The sequence below is a fragment of the Pseudomonas agarici genome (genome assembly GCF_900109755.1).
Classification (GTDB): Bacteria; Pseudomonadota; Gammaproteobacteria; order Pseudomonadales; family Pseudomonadaceae; genus Aquipseudomonas; species Aquipseudomonas agarici.
This window is the reverse complement of the sequence record NZ_FOAR01000001.1, coordinates 106,592-123,735: the sequence shown is the minus strand read 5'-3', so window position 1 is coordinate 123,735 and position 17,144 is coordinate 106,592. Positions and strand designations below refer to the sequence as shown.

The 17,144-nt window shown below is 59.6% G+C and carries 14 protein-coding genes; 11 read left to right on the top strand and 3 right to left on the bottom strand.

Annotated elements, in window-relative coordinates:
• The first annotated feature begins 1 nt into the window (after position 1).
• The 3 genes from trmD to xerD all read left to right on the top strand — a co-directional run bounded on the left by trmD (position 2) and on the right by xerD (position 2,169).
• Positions 2–754 (top strand): tRNA (guanosine(37)-N1)-methyltransferase TrmD, encoded by a 753-nt coding sequence (gene trmD, locus BMX68_RS00535; protein WP_017130804.1) that lies wholly within the window; start codon positions 2–4, stop codon positions 752–754.
• Positions 755–799: 45 nt separating this feature from the next.
• Positions 800–1,150, top strand: coding sequence for a 50S ribosomal protein L19 (gene rplS, locus BMX68_RS00530; protein ID WP_003175895.1), 351 nt, complete (start codon positions 800–802; stop codon positions 1,148–1,150).
• Positions 1,151–1,272: 122 nt separating this feature from the next.
• Positions 1,273–2,169 carry a site-specific tyrosine recombinase XerD gene (gene xerD, locus BMX68_RS00525; RefSeq protein ID WP_017130805.1) on the top strand — a complete coding sequence of 299 codons (897 nt, stop codon included), beginning with the start codon at positions 1,273–1,275 and terminating at the stop codon, positions 2,167–2,169.
• A 44-nt stretch (positions 2,170–2,213) separates the two neighbouring features.
• On the opposite strand, the gene BMX68_RS00520 is transcribed toward xerD, so the two are convergent.
• Positions 2,214–2,471, bottom strand: coding sequence for an acyl carrier protein (locus BMX68_RS00520; RefSeq protein ID WP_017130806.1), 258 nt, complete (start codon positions 2,469–2,471; stop codon positions 2,214–2,216).
• Between the two features lie 638 nt (positions 2,472–3,109).
• On the opposite strand from BMX68_RS00520, the gene BMX68_RS00515 reads away from it, so the two are divergent.
• From BMX68_RS00515 to BMX68_RS00495, 5 genes are all read left to right on the top strand, one after another.
• Positions 3,110–3,841 carry a thioredoxin fold domain-containing protein gene (locus tag BMX68_RS00515; RefSeq protein ID WP_017130807.1) on the top strand — a complete coding sequence of 244 codons (732 nt, stop codon included), beginning with the start codon at positions 3,110–3,112 and terminating at the stop codon, positions 3,839–3,841.
• 138 nt (positions 3,842–3,979) lie between these two features.
• On the top strand, positions 3,980–5,284 hold the full coding sequence (locus BMX68_RS00510) for a homoserine dehydrogenase (RefSeq protein ID WP_017130808.1): 1,305 nt from the start codon (positions 3,980–3,982) through the stop codon (positions 5,282–5,284).
• Between the two features lie 31 nt (positions 5,285–5,315).
• Positions 5,316–6,725, top strand: coding sequence for a threonine synthase (gene thrC, locus BMX68_RS00505; RefSeq protein ID WP_017130809.1), 1,410 nt, complete (start codon positions 5,316–5,318; stop codon positions 6,723–6,725).
• Between the two features lie 195 nt (positions 6,726–6,920).
• Positions 6,921–10,448, top strand: coding sequence for an ATP-binding protein (locus BMX68_RS00500; protein WP_039792265.1), 3,528 nt, complete (start codon positions 6,921–6,923; stop codon positions 10,446–10,448).
• Positions 10,449–10,536: 88 nt separating this feature from the next.
• Positions 10,537–11,775 (top strand): EAL domain-containing response regulator, encoded by a 1,239-nt coding sequence (locus tag BMX68_RS00495; protein ID WP_017130811.1) that lies wholly within the window; start codon positions 10,537–10,539, stop codon positions 11,773–11,775.
• 6 nt (positions 11,776–11,781) lie between these two features.
• On the opposite strand, the gene BMX68_RS00490 is transcribed toward BMX68_RS00495, so the two are convergent.
• Positions 11,782–12,444, bottom strand: a complete 663-nt coding sequence (locus tag BMX68_RS00490; RefSeq protein WP_017130812.1) for a response regulator — start codon at positions 12,442–12,444, stop codon at positions 11,782–11,784.
• Positions 12,445–12,800: 356 nt separating this feature from the next.
• On the opposite strand from BMX68_RS00490, the gene BMX68_RS00485 reads away from it, so the two are divergent.
• Positions 12,801–13,091 (top strand): DUF3509 domain-containing protein, encoded by a 291-nt coding sequence (locus BMX68_RS00485; protein WP_026013051.1) that lies wholly within the window; start codon positions 12,801–12,803, stop codon positions 13,089–13,091.
• Between the two features lie 234 nt (positions 13,092–13,325).
• On the opposite strand, the gene BMX68_RS00480 is transcribed toward BMX68_RS00485, so the two are convergent.
• Positions 13,326–14,525: a CaiB/BaiF CoA transferase family protein gene (locus BMX68_RS00480; RefSeq protein ID WP_017130814.1), complete on the bottom strand. Its 1,200-nt coding sequence runs from the start codon at positions 14,523–14,525 to the stop codon at positions 13,326–13,328.
• Between the two features lie 139 nt (positions 14,526–14,664).
• Between BMX68_RS00480 and BMX68_RS00475 the strand changes: the two genes are divergently transcribed.
• A complete protein-coding gene (locus BMX68_RS00475; RefSeq protein WP_017130815.1) occupies positions 14,665–15,207 on the top strand; it encodes a YaeQ family protein in 543 nt (180 codons plus the stop codon).
• A 54-nt stretch (positions 15,208–15,261) separates the two neighbouring features.
• Positions 15,262–16,971 (top strand): single-stranded-DNA-specific exonuclease RecJ, encoded by a 1,710-nt coding sequence (recJ, locus tag BMX68_RS00470; RefSeq protein ID WP_017130816.1) that lies wholly within the window; start codon positions 15,262–15,264, stop codon positions 16,969–16,971.
• The last annotated feature ends 173 nt before the right edge of the window (positions 16,972–17,144 follow it).

Genomic DNA, 17,144 nt, shown 5'->3' with positions numbered 1-17,144 from the left:
GATGGCTGGCCTGCGCGTAGAAGTGATCAGTTTGTTTCCCGAAATGTTTTCCGCCATCAGCGACTACGGTATCACCAGTCGTGCGGTGAAACAGGGGCTCTTGCAGTTGACCTGTTGGAATCCGCGGGACTACACGACCGATCGACATCACACTGTGGATGATCGCCCATTTGGCGGTGGTCCGGGCATGGTGATGAAGATCAAACCCCTTGAAGACGCCCTGGTTCAGGCTAAGGCGGCGGCAGGGGAGGCGGCGAAGGTGATTTACCTGTCGCCCCAGGGCCGGCAACTGAATCAGTTGGCGGTGCGCGATCTGGCGAACGAGGAGGCCTTGATCCTCATTGCGGGTCGTTACGAAGGCATTGACGAGCGCTTTATAGAGGCTTATGTCGATGAAGAGTGGTCGATTGGGGACTATGTTCTTTCCGGTGGCGAGCTGCCGGCGATGGTTCTGATAGATGCGGTTACACGACTGCTGCCTGGAGCTTTAGGGCATGCGGACTCCGCGGAGGAAGATTCCTTCACGGATGGTTTGCTGGATTGCCCGCACTACACCCGTCCGGAGGTGTATGCGGATCAGCGTGTTCCCGACGTGTTGCTCAGTGGCAACCACGCACATATCCGGCGTTGGCGTCTGAAGCAGTCCCTTGGCAGGACCTCGGAACGACGCGCCGATCTTCTGGAAAGCCGCTCGCTTTCTGGAGAAGAGAAGAAGCTGCTCGAGGAATACATCCGCGAGCGGGACGATAGTTAACAACGTATCGATGGTAGATCAGACGATTTGCCTTAGGAGCACAACATGACCAACAAAATCATCCTTGCACTCGAAGCAGAGCAGATGACCAAAGAGATCCCTACCTTTGCCCCGGGCGACACCATCGTCGTTCAGGTGAAAGTGAAGGAAGGTGACCGTTCGCGTCTGCAAGCGTTCGAAGGCGTGGTAATTGCCAAGCGTAACCGTGGTGTAAACAGCGCGTTCACCGTGCGTAAAATCTCCAACGGTGTTGGCGTAGAACGTACTTTCCAGACCTACAGCCCGCAAATCGACAGCATGGCTGTCAAGCGTCGCGGTGATGTACGTAAGGCCAAGCTGTACTACCTGCGCGATCTGTCGGGTAAAGCCGCTCGCATCAAGGAAAAACTGGCTTAAGTCCAGCTTCCGATGCAGAAAAAAGCAGCCTACGGGCTGCTTTTTTGCATTCCGGGTTTTGAAAAGATCGTGACGCGCTGTCACAGTTGACCTGCTTATCGCCTTTTGCTTTTCGAGCGCTTATGCCCGCCATCGATCACCCGCTTATCGACCAGTTTCTCGACGCCCTGTGGCTGGAAAAGGGTCTGTCCGACAATACCCGGAACGCTTATCGCAGCGACCTGGCGCTGTTCAACGGCTGGTTACAGGAAAAAGGCCTGGAACTGGCGCATGCCGGTCGCGAGCTGATTCTCGACCACCTGGCCTGGCGTCTGGAGCAGGCCTACAAACCACGCTCCACGGCCCGCTTTCTTTCCGGCTTACGTGGATTTTACCGTTACCTGTTGCGCGAGAGGCTGATTGCTGTCGATCCGACCCTGCAGGTGGAAATGCCGCAGTTGGGTCGACCATTGCCCAAGTCGTTGTCGGAAGCCGACGTCGAGGCCTTGCTGAAAGCGCCGGACCTGAGCGAAGCCATCGGCCAGCGCGACCGTGCGATGCTGGAAGTGCTCTACGCCTGTGGGCTGCGGGTGACGGAGTTGATCAGCCTCACCCTGGAGCAGGTCAACCTGCGCCAGGGCGTGTTGCGGGTCATGGGCAAGGGCAGCAAGGAGCGCCTGGTGCCAATGGGCGAGGAAGCGATTGTCTGGGTTGAACGCTACATGCGCGATGCCCGTGGCGAACTGCTCGGCGGGCGGCCGAGCGACGTGCTGTTTCCCAGTCTGCGTGGCGAGCAGATGACCCGCCAGACCTTCTGGCACCGGATCAAGCACCAGGCCAAGGTCGCCGGGATCGGCAAGTCGCTGTCCCCGCACACCCTGCGCCATGCCTTTGCGACCCATCTGCTCAACCACGGCGCGGACCTGCGGGTGGTGCAGATGCTGCTGGGGCATAGCGACCTGTCGACCACGCAGATCTATACTCATGTCGCCCGTGCCCGCCTGCAGGACATGCACGCTAAACATCACCCGCGTGGCTGAAGCGGTTGCACAAGCATTGCGTGAATGGGAGCGATCATATGCTCTCAGTCGGATGGGTGGGTGATGAGGTCGACGATTTGCCTGATTGTGGTAATGGCGTTCCGGTCTTCCTGGGATGAATGCAATTTGAACTGCCATTCCACCTGCATCACGAAGCAGGTAAGGTCATCGTCAATGATCTTGAAGTCGCGAATGAAGTCGGTTTGCTCCGTCACCTGCTCTCGTTCGAGAAAACCGATGGTGTCGACAAACAGTTGGATAACCTTTTCGGTGATTTCATCTCGATTCAGTCTATTTTCCATGCCTTGCCTCGTAGGCGCACAGGCCGGGTCTGATCCGGTCGAAGACAACCAGGCCAGGCTCTAGCGTGCGCTTCCCCCTCCGGTTGGGGTGGTTTCTAGTGTTACCTGATGGGTGAAAAGCTCAATGCCATCGACTCGGCCTTGTAGTGGATATGCTGCGGTTGGCTCGCTCACAATCTAAATCCCTGTAGCGCCAATCGCTTGTAGGCAATGTCTGTAAGTGAGTCGGAATCTTCTTCAAGGCGATTCAGGGGCTGGAAATAAGCACATGAGATCGCTCATTGTCGCGAGGAAGCAGCCAGCAGCCAGCAGCCAGCAGCCACCGCCGCCACTAACGCCCTATCCGCGAGATTGACGCGCGGCTCGACAGGTCTGGCGATGAAATCGGTGATTGGGCTGATGTTTCTCAAGGCATTAGCCGGGAAACGACGGTCATGTTCATTTGAATCGAGTCGCTTGCTTCGCGAGTCAGGGTGCCCACAAAAAACATCAAACTTCACCACGCCTCGCATCGCTGGGAGTCGGTCATGCCGGCCTTATGTGATAGGCTTGACGCGTTTGCACGATGGGCGCCCGGAACTCGAAACTACACTCAGTGTTTCCCCCCTCCCATTAGTTGCCCGCCTTCAGGAGTACCCATGCGCTTGACTCATATTTTCGCCGCCGCCGCCCTGGCGTTGGTCAGCAACTTCGCCCTGGCCGATGGCGCCGCCGAACAGGCGATTCGCAAGAGCCTCGACAGCCTGCAGATGGACACTCCCGTAGAGAGCATTACCGCCAGTCCCCTGGCCGGCCTTTACGAAGTCAAGCTCAAGGGCAGCCGCGTGCTGTATGCTAGCGCCGACGGTCAGTTCGTCATGCAGGGCTACCTGTTCCAGCTCCAGGACGGCAAGCCGGTCAACCTCACCGAAAAGACCGAGCGCCTGGGCATCTCCAAGCTGATCAACGGTATTCCGGTGGCCGAGACCGTGGTCTATCCGGCCATCGGCGAGACCAAGTCGCATATCACCGTGTTCACCGACACCACCTGCCCGTACTGCCACAAGCTGCACGCTGAAGTGCCTGCGTTGAACAAGATGGGGATTGAGGTGCGTTATGTCGCCTTCCCGCGTCAGGGCCTGGGTTCGCCGGGTGACGAGCAGTTGCAGGCGGTGTGGTGTTCGAGCGACAAGAAAACCGCCATGGACCAAATGGTCGATGGCAAGGAAATCAAGGCCGCCCAGTGCGTCAACCCGGTTTCCAAACAATTCGCCCTCGGTCAGTCGATCGGGGTCAACGGTACACCGGCCATCGTCCTGGCTGATGGCAAGGTGATACCAGGCTACCAGCCGGCGGCACAAGTTGCCAAGCTGGCGCTGGCTGCCAAGTAATCCAGGCTCGTCGCGGTCGTCTTTGACGAGCATGATCCCGGGCATCCGTCCCGTGGGTCCTAAATAGCCAGCCGCTGGTGGTCCAGCGGCTGTTTTCCACGGCCGACCTCGCGTCGGCCGTTTCATGGGGAGTTCAGAGTGAAACCGGTCAAAGTAGGCATCTGTGGGTTAGGTACCGTCGGTGGTGGCACCTTCAACGTACTTCAGCGTAACGCCGAGGAAATTGCTCGTCGTGCCGGGCGTGGAATCGAAGTGGCACAAATCGCCACTCGCACGCCAAAGCCTCAGTTCCAAACGACCGGTATTGCGATTACCAACGATGTCTTCGAAGTGGTCACGAACCCTGAGATCGACATCGTCATAGAGCTGATGGGCGGCTATACCGTGGCCCGTGAGCTGGTACTCAAAGCGATCGAGAACGGCAAGCACGTGGTCACCGCGAACAAAGCGTTGATCGCGGTGTACGGCAATGAAATCTTCGCCAAGGCCCGCGAGAAAGGCGTGATCGTGGCGTTCGAAGCGGCGGTGGCCGGCGGTATCCCGGTGATCAAGGCAATCCGCGAAGGCCTGTCGGCCAATCGCATCAACTGGGTTGCCGGCATCATCAACGGCACCGGCAACTTTATCCTCACCGAAATGCGCGAGAAGGGTCGTACCTTCGAGGACGTGCTGGTCGAGGCCCAGGCTTTGGGTTATGCCGAAGCCGATCCGACCTTCGACGTTGAAGGCATCGATGCCGCGCACAAGCTGACCATCCTGGCGTCCATCGCGTTCGGTATTCCGCTGCAGTTCGACAAGGCCTACACCGAAGGCATCACTAAGCTGACCACCGCCGACGTCAACTATGCCGAGGCCCTGGGCTATCGCATCAAGCACCTGGGTGTGGCGCGCAGCACCGCCGCCGGTATCGAGTTGCGGGTCCACCCGACCCTGATCCCGGCTGATCGCCTGATCGCCAACGTCAACGGCGTGATGAACGCCGTCATGGTCAATGGCGACGCAGCCGGTTCGACTCTGTTCTACGGGGCCGGTGCCGGCATGGAACCCACCGCGTCGTCGGTCATCGCCGATCTGGTGGACGTGGTGCGGGCGATGACCTCCGACCCGGAGAATCGGGTACCGCACCTGGCTTTCCAGCCAGACTCGCTGTCGGCCCATCCGATTTTGCCCATCGAAGCCTGCGAAAGTTCCTATTATCTGCGTATCCAGGCCAAGGACCATCCAGGCGTCCTGGCCCAAGTGGCAAGCATTCTGTCGGAGCGTGGGATCAACATCGAATCGATCATGCAGAAGGAGGTCGAAGAGCATGATGGCCTGGTGCCGATGATCCTACTGACCCACCGCGTGCTGGAACAGCATATTAACGACGCTATCGCCGCGCTGGAGGCCCTGCAAGGTGTGGTTGGCCCTGTCGTGCGGATCCGCGTCGAGCACTTGAACTAAGCCGGCGCTGCCGATTGGAGAGGAATTGTTCATGCGTTACATCAGTACCCGTGGCCAGGCACCGGCCCTGAATTTCGAAGACGTGCTGCTGGCTGGCCTAGCCAGTGACGGTGGCCTGTACGTGCCGGAAAACCTGCCCCGTTTCACCCAAGAAGAAATCGCTTCCTGGGCTGGCCTGCCGTACCACGAGCTGGCGTTTCGAGTCATGCGCCCGTTCGTCACCGGGAGCATCCCGGACGCCGACTTCAAGAAAATCCTTGAGGAAACCTACAGCGTCTTTGCCCATAACGCGGTCGCGCCGCTGCGCCAGCTCAATGGCAACGAATGGGTGCTCGAGCTGTTCCACGGCCCGACCCTGGCCTTCAAGGACTTCGCTCTGCAACTGCTCGGTCGCCTGCTCGACTATGTGCTGAAAAAGCGCGGCGAGCGCGTGGTGATCGTCGGCGCCACCTCCGGCGATACCGGCTCGGCTGCCATCGAAGGCTGCAAGCACTGCGAGAATGTCGACATCTTCATCCTTCATCCGCACAACCGGGTGTCCGAGGTGCAGCGGCGGCAGATGACCACCCTGTTCGGCGACAACATTCACAACATCGCTATCGAAGGCAACTTCGATGACTGCCAGGAAATGGTCAAGAACAGCTTCGCCGACCAGAGCTTCCTCAAGGGCACGCGCCTGGTCGCAGTGAATTCGATCAACTGGGCGCGGATCATGGCCCAGATCGTCTACTACTTCCACGCGTCCCTGCAATTGGGTGGCCCAGCCCGTTCGGTGGCGTTCTCGGTGCCGACCGGTAACTTTGGCGACATTTTCGCCGGCTACCTGGCGCGCAACATGGGGCTGCCGATCAGCCAACTGATTGTCGCTACCAACCGCAACGATATCTTGCACCGTTTCATGAGCGGCAATCAGTACGTCAAGGAAACCCTGCACGCTACCTTGTCGCCGTCCATGGACATCATGGTCTCGTCGAACTTCGAACGCCTGCTGTTTGACCTGCACGGTCGCAATGGCGCGGCTATCGCAGGCCTGATGGAGACCTTCAAGCAAGGCAGCGGTTTCAGCGTCGACCAGGATCGCTGGAGCGAGGCGCGCAAGCTGTTCGACTCCCTGGCCGTGGATGACACGCAGACTTGCGAGACCATCGCCCAAGTCTTCGCCCAGACCGGCGAGGTGCTCGATCCGCATACCGCCATCGGTGTCAAGGCCGCCCGTGAGTGCCGCCGTAGCCTGGATATTCCGATGGTGATCCTGGGCACGGCGCATCCGGTCAAATTCCCTGAAGCAGTGGAGAAAGCTGGTGTAGGAAAAGATCTTGAGCTGCCGGCACATCTTTCCGATTTGTTTGAAAGAGATGAGCGTTGCACGGTCCTGGCCAACGACCTGAAAGCTGTCCAGGCCTTTGTCAGCCAGCATGGCAACCGCGGCAAGCCGCTCTGACCGACTAGAAAGGTCACACTTTAGAGCCCGCCCCTTGGCGGGCTTTATCGTTTTTGCGTGCCAAACTTGCGCCTGGTTTTTTCATGTTCCAAAAAAGGGAGCAGGTACTTCGTCATGGTGTTTCAGGGGAGATCGCTACATTCCACTCTGGTGTGGCTGCTATTGGCGCTGTTTGCAAGCCTGCCGGGCCGGTCGATGGCGGCCCAGGGCCTGCTATTTAGCCTGCCTGCATCGTTTGTCGAACTCGACCGGTTGCCCCTGAGTGCGGACGAACAACGTTGGCTGGGAGCCGATCGCACGTTGCGGGTGGGTATTTCTGTGGCCGACTACGAGCCGGTGGATATTACCAACGATCGCAATCGCTACCAGGGTATCAGCGCCGACTATGTGGGACTGATCCGGGATCGGCTCGGGGTGGCGGTGGAGGTCATCGGCTTTGCCGAGCGCGACCAGGCGGTGGAAGCGCTGCGTGACGGGCAGATCGATTTCCTCACCAGTGCCAACGGATTCGAGCGAGGAGTGCCCGAACTGGTGTTCTCCAGCGACTACATGCCCGACCGGTCGGTGATCGTCAGTCGCGATGAAACCCTCGACCTGGATGACCTCAAGGACCGTAAGGTGGTCTTGCTGGAAGGTTATGCCGACGCGCAGGTGGTGCATGCCACCTATCCCGAGAGCAAGATCATCCTCGCGCCCACCCTCTACAGTGCATTGGAGGCATTGGCCCAGGGGGAGGTCGACGCCTTTATCGGCAATGAAGTGATTGTCCGGGCCCACAAGACCATACGGCCTTACATGGGTTTGCAGATCCGTGGACAGAGTGCGCTGCCTCCCATCGGATTCGCCTTCGCCTCGCGCAAGTCGCAGCCGCTGCTCAGCGGCTTGATCCAGCGCGCGCTGGACAGTATCGACGAAGCTACCCGGCGGGAGATCCTGGCGCGCTGGACCACCGGCTTTGGCTCGGATATCACCCAGCCACGGGTGAACCTGACCCCCACGGAGCTTGCCTGGATCGACAAGCATCCACGGGTGGTGGTCGCCTCTCAGCAGTATCCGCCACATATCTACAAGGATGGCCATAACCGCTGGGTGGGTTTCAATGTCGACCTGCTGGCGCGTATCTCGCGCATGACCGGACTGCAGTTCGCCTTCGAGGAAAGTTTCTCCACGATGCAGACCATTGGCATGCTCAAGGCAGGCAAGGCCTTGATGAACGGCTCGCTGGCGGAGAGTCCCGAGCGCAAGACGTTTCTGAATTTTACCTATGCCTTCGGCGGCAGTTCCTGGGTGTTTGTCGTACCGGTCCACGACTCCCCGCTCGGCTCGTTCAAGCAACTGTCCGGGCGTGTTCTAGCGTTACCCGAAGGGCATGCGCTGCAAGCGATGATTCGCCGTGAGCACCCGGATATCGTGGTGCGCAGCGTCGGGACTCCCGAGGAAGCCAGGGCCATGGTGGAGAATGGCGAGGCCGCCGCGACCATCCAGAGTGACGCCCGGGCTTACTTGTATCCACCTGGTAGGCTGAAGGTCGGACGTAGCGTGGAAGGGCTTTGGTCGGCCGACAGTTTCTCGGTGGTCAAGACTTCTCCCGAGTTGCTCAGCATTCTTAACAAGTCGTTGGAGGCATTTCCCGTCGCGGAGCTGCGGGCGTTGCGGATCAAATGGCTCGGCGCGGTGCCCGTGGCGCCGCCGCCGTCGGTGTGGAAGCGGGTGCCACGCTGGGTCTACGGACTGACCGGAGCCCTGTTGCTGCTAGGGGGCGTCTCCCTCGCCTGGAACCGTCGCCTGAATATCCAAATTCGCCAGCGACGCCAGGCCGAGCGGGAACTCAATGATCGATTGGCCTTCCAGCGGGCGCTGCTGGACGGCATCCCCAATCCCATTTTCGTGCGTGACCTGCAGGGACGGCTGATCACCTGCAATCGCAGTTACGAGCAGAGCCTGTCGACAACACTGGAGCAGGTGCAAGGGCGGCGCGTTACCGAAACCGGCCTGCTGTCGCAGGAGATCGCCCGGCAACTGCATGATGAGTTCATGCAGTTGCTGGAGGAGCAGCAACCCGTCTTCAAGGATCTGCGGCTTGAGTTTCTCAATGGCAGTATCGATGTCTATCAATGGATGGTGCCCTTCTACTCGGCCGGAGCACAGTTGCAGGGGCTGTTGGGCGGATGGATCGATATTACCGAAAGAAAACGACTCGAGGCACAACTGACGGAGGCCCGTCGGCAGGCCGAGCAGGCCAGCCAGGCCAAGAGTGCCTTCCTGGCAACCATGAGTCATGAAATTCGCACGCCCATGGGCGCAATCATCGGCTTGCTCGAAGTGGAGCGTGAGCAGGCGCGGGCCAGGGGAGAGGCATTCTCGCCGGGTTTACAGGTAGCCTATCAATCGGCGCGGGATCTGACGGTGCTGATCGGAGACAGCCTCGACCTGGCAAAAATAGAGGCCGGACGCATGTGTCTGGACCTGCAACCCACCGATTTGAAGCATTTCCTCGAAGGCGTCGTGCGCTTGTTCGAGGCCCAGGCGAGAGAAAAGGGGATCGAGCTGAGCCTGGAGATCGACGCCTTGTTCGTGGACGACCATCGGCTCGACCCGCTGCGCTTGCGCCAAGTACTGCACAACCTGATCGGTAATGCCCTGAAGTTTACGCACGAGGGGTTCGTTCGCGTTCGAGTTGTCCAGCTTTCGCAGTTGGCGGAAATCGACCGTCTCTGTATCGCTATCGAAGACAGTGGCAAGGGTATCGGCCCGGAGCAACAGGAGAGGCTGTTCACACCCTTCGCGCAGGTCCGCGACGAAACCGCTGAGCAATATCGCGGAACGGGCCTGGGCTTGAGTATCTGCAAGCAACTGGTGGAGCTGATGGGCGGTAGCATCGAGCTGCAAAGTCATGTGGGACAAGGTACCCAGGTGCGCCTGGAGCTGCCGCTCAGGCGCGAGGCCCGCTGCTCGGCACCGGTATCGATACCGCTGAACAATGGCGGAGCCGAGCTGCCGTCCTTGAACGTCATGATCGTCGATGACCTTTCCGCCAATCGCCTAGTGTTGCATCAGCAGCTCGGCGTACTCGGTCAGCGTGTCGAATCGTTCCAGACGGCGCAAGCAGCGCTGCAGGCGTGGCAGAGTGGGCACTTCGACCTGGTGATCAGCGACTGCAATATGCCCGGCATGACAGGCTATGAATTGGCTGAGGCGCTGCGCCGGATGGAGACCGAGGAGCAGCGCCCGGCGTGCCTGATTGTCGGGTGCACGGCCAACGCCATGAGCGATGAACGTCGACGCTGCCTGCAGGCCGGCATGAACGACCTGTTGGTCAAGCCCGTTGTCCTCGCGGACCTGGCTCGCCTGCTGGCGGATATTGCGCCGAGGGAAAAATCCTTCAATATCCAGACGCTGCGCAACATGACGCTTGCCGATACCGAAGTGCTTCAGCGCATGCTGCTGGAGCTCTGGAAGAACCTGCGGGAGGAGCGTAGCGAGCTGGAAACCACGGTAAGTCGCACTGATTGGGAAGGCGTGGCGATGTCCGTGCATCGCCTCAAGGGTATTGCCTCCCTTGTCGATGCAATTGCCCTGGCACGGGCCTGTGTCGATATGGAAAGTTGCCTGCGCCTGCAGGCGACCGAGCGACTGCAACCTGATTGGCGGGTACTCAAGGCGGCGATCGATCAAGTCATCGGCGACATTGAACCGAGTCTGCAGCAAGGAGCGATATTTTAGGACTTGTCCTATGGGTAACGCTGTCTTCCCTGGTTAAGGTGGACAGCCCCATGCGGATAACGATCGCTTCAACCTGCGGAGATCATCGATGCGCGCGCTCAAGATCCTGGTTCTTGAAGACAACCCCTTTCAACTGATGGCGTTGCACCAGATGCTCAATGCCAACGGTGTCTTCGATGTGCTGACGGCTGAAAACGTCGAGAGTGCCCGTCAGTCCCTGGCCAATCGCGGACCGGTCGATATTGCCCTCTGCGATCTCTCCCTGGAGGACGGTGACGGCCTGCAACTGATCCGGCACCTGGCGCAAGCGCGCGAGGCCCAGGCTCTGATTATCCTCAGCAGTCTCGACCAGGAGGTGCGCGAGGGTGCGGTATGCGTTGCTCGGCAGCAGGGGTTGCATGTACTGGGTTGCCTGCTGAAGCCGGCATCGGCAGCGATCCTGGGTGAGTTGCTGGCGACCTACCAGCAACGCTTCGGCCGACGGCGCCCTGAGTTGCCGTTGGCTCAGGTCCATGAATTACTCTCGTTGCATGACCTTCAAGCGGGAGCCGGGTCCCAGGCCATCCGGCATTACTGCCGCGCCTACTTTCAACCCAAGGTGACGTGTGACGGCCTGGTGCACGGCGTCGAGGCGCTGGCTCGCTGGCAGCATCCAGAACAGGGCATATTGTTGCCTGCTGCCTTTATGCCAGTGCTCGAGTATGCGGGGCTCTGGCAGACCTTGGTTTGGCAGATGCTCGAACAGGCCGTCCGGTTATCGGTCGAAGTGCACCTGGGCACGGGCGAGTATTTGCCGGTGGCGGTGAATATTCCAGGGCTGATGGTCCAACAAGCGGACTTCGCCGAGCGCTTGAACGAACTATTGGGAGGTTTTCACCTGCCCGCTCAATGGCTGACGCTGGAGGTGGTCGACAACGGGGAACGCCACACCGAAGCGGCCCAGCTTGAAGGCATGTTGCGCCTACGGATGCTAGGTTGCCAACTGTCGATCGGCAATTTTGGCGTTGCCGGCGCCGGCTTGCAGAGACTGCTCGAACTGCCTTTTTCGGAGTTGAAGATCGCCCCGCAGTTAGTCACCGGCATGGCCGAGGATTCGCGCAAGCGCTCGATTGTCGCGGGAATCCTGAGCATGGCCAAGGGCATGAACCTGCGGGTGGTGATCACTGGGATCGAAACCGATCAGGAGTATCGATTGATTCAAGAATTGGGCGATCTGCTTGTCCAAGGGCGATTCATTGCCGCGCCCATGAGCCGTGTCGAGCTGCTGCCGTGGTTGAGCATCGCCGGTCGCGTGAGTGTCGCGGAGCATGAACAACAACCTGGCTGACGATGATCAGGACAGCCCGTGTTCCTGCAGGTAGAGAAACAAGGCGGCATCATTGGACAGGCCGAGCTTGCGCATGGCACTGACTTTTTGGGCGCTGACGGTCTGTTTGCTGCGACACAGCCGGGCCGCAATCTCGCCCACCGTTCGACCTGCCGCCAGCAGGCGGGTGACTTCCAGTTCCCGCGGTGAAAGCTGCTCCTGATCGCCCAGTCGAAGCGTGGCGGTTTCCCCAGCCTGCGCCAGGGTCTGACGTACCGATTGGGCGAGGAACGTCTTGCGTTGTCGCACATGACCGATCGCCAAAGGCAACTCGGCCGCCAGGCTGGCCTTGCTCAACAACCCCAGGACCCCCAGGTCCAGGATGTAGCGGAACAGACCGGCATTGTTGAGCATGGTGACTACCAGGATCAGTGGGGCCGGGTAGTGCCGGACCAGAGTCTCGATCATTCGCAGACCGTCGTTCTGATCCGCCGTCGGCATCATGAAGTCGGTGATCAGCATGTCGCACGGGCACTGGTCCAGCAGGTCGAAGAGTGCCTGCGGGGTGCTGGCTTCACCGACCACGCTCAAGCCTGGATCGCGCTCCAGTACGGCCCGCATGCCAATCAGGAAAATCGGGTGATCATCCGCCAGGACAATCCGTAGCGGCGTGCGTGCGGATGAATTCAAGATGGGTCTCCAGTAAGCGCGATGATGATGCGCACGAAAGCAGAGCAACAAACCAGATGCCTGGGCTCATGTCTGTGAGCGAAGTCGACGCAACCTGTAGTAAAAGACTGAAAGGTTAGTGGCCTGAGAGCTTGAGCTAACCAACTAACCGTACAGGCCACTTGTGAGCTGATTCTAGCCAGTGGCGGCCCTGGCCGTTTTTTTTCTGTCATCTTTCTCGTTCATCCTCGATAGACGTCGATTAGCTCGTAAGGCCCTGCCGGGGCCAACGAACTTTCCTCTCTGACTGGCGGTCATTGACTCCAGGCACCTTTGTTTTCGACTTTGCGGTTTTTGACTACTGAGTGATGATCGAGATGGAAAGTATCAGCTTGTTGCTCAATGAGGCATTGAGTCCGTATGCCGTTACCCTAACGCCATCAGGTGGACATGGGGAGTGCGTGGTGAGTGTGAAAGGCGTCACTGGCCTGATTCTGCTGGAGCGTAGGGTCAATCAGGCGCAACTGACGGACAAGCGTCTGCTGACGGACGTGGTCGATGGTTTGCATCGTGATCTGCGAATCGTCGAGGGGCGCCTGGAGCCCTGTATGCTTGCCGCCTGGCGCAACGCCACCGAACACCGAATGTTCCGAGCCGCCAGCCGATAGAGATTTTTTTGAACCTTCCCTTCCAGGGGCGTGTCATATCCAGAACGGCAAGAGCAGGCATTGTGCTCCGATACTTGTGGCTTGCCGTACTGGTCTTTGTAGGCCACGTTTAACCCCGAGTCGTCTCCCCACTTCTCGGGGTTTCTTTTTGCCTGGAATTTGTCACTGTTCATCGGGGGCGAGGAAAAATTCCTTGGCGTTTTCCCGGTATTTGTCCTGCTTAGGCCCGGGGGGTTAAATGGCACCACTTTCGCGTAGTCGGGCAATTTGTGCCTTGTCATAACCGAGGCTGCCAAGCACCTCGCCGTTGTGTTCGCCCAACTGTGGGCCGACCCATTCGCTGGAGCCCGGTGTTTCTGAGAGTTTTGGCACGATGCCGGGCATTTTGAAGTCCTTGCCGTCAGGCAGCTTGGCTTGCAAGAACATCTCGCGAGCGAGGAATTGCGGATCGCTGAACATGTCTTCGGCGCTGTAGATGCGACTGGCGGGAACCTCGGCTTCATTCAGGGTGGCGATCACCGTATCCAGGGGCAATGAGTTGACCCAGCGCTCGATCACTCCATAGATCTCGTCACGCCGGCTGTCGCGTCCGTCGTTACTGGCCAACAGCGGGTCGTTCGCCAGGTCCTCATGGCCGATGGCCCGCATCAAGCGCTTGAAGATCGCATCGCCATTGGCGCCGATCTGCACGTGTCGACCATCGGCTGTGGTGTGGATCGACGAAGGGGTGATGCCGGGCATGATATTGCCGGTGCGTTCGCGGATGAAACCGAACACATCGAACTCCGGCACCATGCTTTCCATCATCGCGAAGATGGCTTCATATAGCGCGACATCCACCACCTGCCCCTGACCGCCATTGACCTCGCGATGACGCAGTGCCATCAGGGCGCCAATCACGCCCCACAGTGCGGCAATCGAATCGCCGATGGAAATCCCGGTACGCACTGGCGGACGGTCTTCGAAACCGGTGATATAGCGCAACCCGCCCATGGACTCGCCCACCGCGCCAAACCCCGGCTGGTCCTTCATCGGTCCGCTCTGGCCGAATCCGGACAGGCGCACCATGACCAGCTTTGGGTTCAGCGCCTGCAGGGTTTCCCAGCCCAGTCCGAGTTTTTCCAGGACGCCGGGGCGAAAGTTCTCGATGAGGATGTCGGCGTCGCCGAGCAACTGCTTGAGAATCGCCAGGCCGTCCGGGTTTTTCAGGTTCAGCGTCAGGGATTTCTTGTTACGGGCTTGGACAAACCACCACAGCGATGTGCCTTCGTACAGCTTGCGCCATTTGCGCAGCGGGTCGCCGCCGTCCGGCGATTCGACCTTGATCACCTCGGCCCCGAATTCGGCGCAGATCCGCGAGGCGAAAGGGCCGGCGATCAGGGTTCCGAGTTCGATGACTTTCAGGCCGGAGAGGGGTTTGGCGGTGAGCGGCATGGGCGATCCTGTAGGACAAGGCGAGGGCGGTAGAGCTTTTTAACATGACGCGAACCATCTTCATAACCATCGGCAGTCGTGGATTGGCCTGCGTATCGGTTAGACTTGGCGCCTTTCCTCGTCTCTAGAAGTCCCGTTCATGGCCCAGCCGTCCACGACCTACAAGTTCGAACTCAACCTCACCGACCTGGATCGCAGCGTCTACGAAAGCGTCAAGCAGACCATTGCCCGCCATCCTTCGGAAACCGAAGAGCGAATGACCGTGCGTTTGCTGGCTTATGCACTCTGGTACAACGAACTGCTGGCTTTTGGTCGTGGCCTGTCGGAAGTAGACGAACCGGCGCTATGGGAAAAAAGCCTGGATGATCGCGTCCTGCACTGGATCGAAGTGGGTCAGCCAGATGCCGACCGCCTGACCTGGTGCTCGCGTCGTACCGAGCGCACTAGCCTGCTGGCCTACGGCAGCCTGCGGGTCTGGGAAACCAAGGTGATCCCGGCGGTCAAGAACCTGAAAAACGTCAATATCGCCGCGGTTCCGCAGGAAGTCCTGGAGACCCTCGCCAAGGACATGCCACGCGTTATCAAGTGGGACGTGATGATCAGCGAAGGCACGATCTTCGTCACCGACGATCGTGGTCAGCATGAAGTCCAGCTCGAATGGCTGATGGGCGAGCGCGGTTAACCACGGTTCCGCCGTTTCAACTCCTGTGTATTGAAGAGAAAACCCACCAACGCCATGCGTATCGAACCCCGTCCACTGCCCGCCACCTTGCCTTTTCTCGGCGACCTGCCGCCGCTGCTGACCCGCTTGTACGCGGCGCGGGGGGTCGAATCGGCTGCAGAGCTGGATAAAAGCCTGGCGCGCTTGATTCCCTTCCAGCAACTCAAGGGGATCGACGCTGCGGTGGACCTGTTGGTGGTGGCGCTGGAGCAGCGCCAGCGGATCCTGATTGTCGGCGACTTCGACGCCGATGGTGCGACCGCCAGTACCGTGGGGCTGTTGGGTCTGCGCCTGCTGGGGGCGGCGCATGTCGATTACCTGGTGCCGAATCGTTTCGAGTACGGCTACGGCCTGACCCCGGAAATCGTTGCTGTGGCGTTGCAGCGTGAGCCGCAATTGCTGATCACCGTCGACAACGGCATCTCCAGTATCGAAGGTGTACTGGCGGCCAAGGCGGCTGGCCTGAAGGTGTTGGTTACCGATCACCACTTGCCGGGTAACGAACTGCCGGTGGCCGATGCCATCGTCAACCCGAATCAGCCGGGCTGCGAGTTTCCGAGCAAGGCGCTGGCCGGGGTCGGCGTGATCTTTTATGTGTTGATGGCCCTGCGTGCGCGCTTGCGCGGCCTGGGCCGGTATGAACATCAGCCGCAACCGAATATCGGCGAACTGCTCGACCTGGTGGCGTTGGGCAGCGTGGCCGATGTGGTGCCGCTGGATGCCAACAATCGAATTCTGGTACATCAGGGCCTGGAGCGCATCCGCGCCGGGCGCGCCCGACCGGGGCTGAAGGCAATTCTCGAAGTGGCCAAACGCGATCACTCGCGGCTGACCTCAAGCGACCTGGGGTTTATCCTCGGGCCGCGCCTGAACGCGGCGGGTCGCCTGGACGACATGAGCCTGGGCATTGAATGCCTGCTCTGCGAAGACCCGGCATTGGCCCAGGAAATGGCCACCCAGCTGGATGAAATGAACAAGGACCGTAAGTCCATCGAGCAGGGCATGCAACGCGAAGCCCTGGCCCAGCTCAAGGATTTGCCGGTGGAGTCAATGCCGTTCGGCCTGTGTCTGTTCGATCCGGACTGGCACCAAGGGGTGATCGGTATTCTTGCCTCACGGATGAAAGAGCGTTATCACCGCCCGACCATCGCCTTCGCCGATGCTGGCGACGGCATGCTCAAGGGCTCCGGTCGTTCGGTCGCCGGGTTCCATATTCGCGATGCCTTGAGCGTGGTCGCGGCGCGGCACCCGGACTTGATGGGCAAGTACGGTGGCCATGCCATGGCCGCCGGCCTGAGTCTGCCCCAGGAAAATTTTCCGTTGTTTGCCCAAGCCTTCGATGCCGAAGTACGCCGTCAGCTCAATGAAGATGACCTGACCGGACGCTTGCAGACCGACGGCACCCTGGCCCTGGAAGAGTTCAACCTGGAATTGGCCCGGGCACTACGCAACGCCGGCCCCTGGGGCCAGCACTTCCCCGAGCCGTTGTTCCACGGGGTGTTTCAACTGGTGGAAAAGCGCATCGTCGGCGAGCGGCATCTGAAAGTGGTGCTCAAAAGCGAGTGTGGCTCGGTGAAGCTCGATGGCATTGCCTTTGGCATCGACCCGCAAATCTGGGCAAACGCACGGGTCGATTGGGTCGAGCTGGCCTACAAGCTCGATCTCAACGAGTTCCGCGGCAAAGAAAGCGTGCAACTGATGATTGCCCACATCGAACCGCGCTGAGCTTTATATCGGCTGAACCCTTCGGCGTCCTTCATTGTCGACTAGGCTCTAAGCACTGTCTGAATGGTCTTGTGACGTTATCTTCCTTATTCATCCGCCGGGGGGCGGACGGCCTATTTTTCCTGTCACGCGTCGACGTTCTCACAGAACCCTGGAGCCAGCCCACTTGATTT